The sequence below is a fragment of the Pedobacter terrae genome, from assembly GCF_900100705.1.
Classification (GTDB): Bacteria; Bacteroidota; Bacteroidia; order Sphingobacteriales; family Sphingobacteriaceae; genus Pedobacter; species Pedobacter terrae.
Map to the genome: position 1 here is coordinate 1 of NZ_FNCH01000055.1, position 1,341 is coordinate 1,341.

The window sequence follows — 1,341 nt, forward strand, 5'->3', positions numbered from 1 at the left end:
ATGTCCTATACTGGAATAAGTTTACAGTAAAAAGTCTTATTACTGATTTGTGTTTACTATCGAATTTGTTTTTACTGTATTGGGTTTACAATGTTATGTTTTCTTCCTGATACTTGTTTACATGGGTTTGATTTATTTTATTTTGATTTACTTTTTGCTCATTGTGTGTATTTTCTGGTGTTAGGTAGTTGCAACTTGCATGTAGCCTTAGGTTATTATATTTATAGATTGCATGGTCTATTGCTGCACTGGCTTGGCTATATGACTTAAAGGTTTGGTAGAGATCAAATTCTGTTTTAAGTATTCCATTAACCCGCTCAGCGATGGCATTATCATAAGGGCTACCAGTCTGGGTCATACTGATTCTGATTTCCTTTTTTTTGAGTTGTCCAACATAATCATCACAACAATACTGCGTTCCCCTGTCAGAATGGTGTATCAATTTGCTTTCTGGATATAGTCTGGACAGTACCGCCTTATCAAGTGCTTTTAGGCAACCCGAAGCTTTCAGGTTTGTGGATAGGTAATGGCCAACTATCTTTCTTGAGTAGGCATCTGTAATTAGGGACAGATAGGTAAAACCGCTCATCGTAGTGATGTAGGTAATATCGCTCACCCATATTTCTTCCGCCCGTTCCGCATGCCTGCGCTGTACCAGATCTGGATGTATCCGGTATCTGTGAAATGAATTGGTTGTTACCGCATACCGTTTTCTAGTCTTTATTAGCATACCATTTTCACGGACAAGTTCAAATACAGCATCTCTGCCCATAGCTATCCCTAAGGTCTGCAAGAACCCATTATTGAGTTCTTTATAAAGCTTAATGCAACCTGTTTTTGGCAGATCATTTCTGATCTCTTTTATTCTTTGAAGTACGATGTGTTCCTGAAAGGACTGAAGTTCTGATCTTTTAACATGGTTGTACCAGGCCTGTCTGGTATAGCCAAATGCCCAGCAGAGATTATCAATACTGTAATATCGGCGTGTTCCGCGTAGTTCAGCCATCACCTGGTAGCAGCTTTTTTTTTAAGGTCAGTGTTATACTCCTGATTGGCCATCGCAATAACTTTTTCAAGTGCGGCAATTTTCAGCTCTGCAAGCGCTAATTTTTTCTCAAGTGCTCGTTGATCTGCGGAACTGTTGGCGCATAGTTCCTGCTCAGGTGGGTATTGATCCATAGTGGCGATCTGGTTTTCTTTGTACCAATTTACGAAACAATATACGGATTTTTCGGCAAGTCCATATTTTTTCTCAATTTGCGATTGGCTGAACGATCCATCCAGATATTCTAATGCAACCTGGATTCGGAAACTATCAGAATGGATAGATTCACGACCACC

The 1,341-nt window shown here is 39.7% G+C and carries 2 protein-coding genes; both read right to left on the minus strand.

Annotated features, from left to right (window positions below; genetic code table 11):
• Window positions 1-85: 85 nt before the first annotated feature.
• On the minus strand, window positions 86-1,006 hold the full coding sequence (locus BLR60_RS24560) for an IS3 family transposase (protein ID WP_090505226.1): 921 nt from the start codon (window positions 1,004-1,006) through the stop codon (window positions 86-88).
• Window positions 1,006-1,341, minus strand: a 336-nt coding sequence (locus BLR60_RS25015) for a hypothetical protein (RefSeq protein WP_090505228.1), incomplete at its 5' end; no start/stop codon positions are given. The genes BLR60_RS25015 and BLR60_RS24560, both read right to left, overlap by 1 nt.

Bases quoted from the DNA above. Each gene is read 5' to 3' on its own strand.
- BLR60_RS24560 (WP_090505226.1), bottom strand. From the start codon at position 1,006: ATGGCTGAACTACGCGGAACACGCCGATATTACAGTATTGATAATCTC.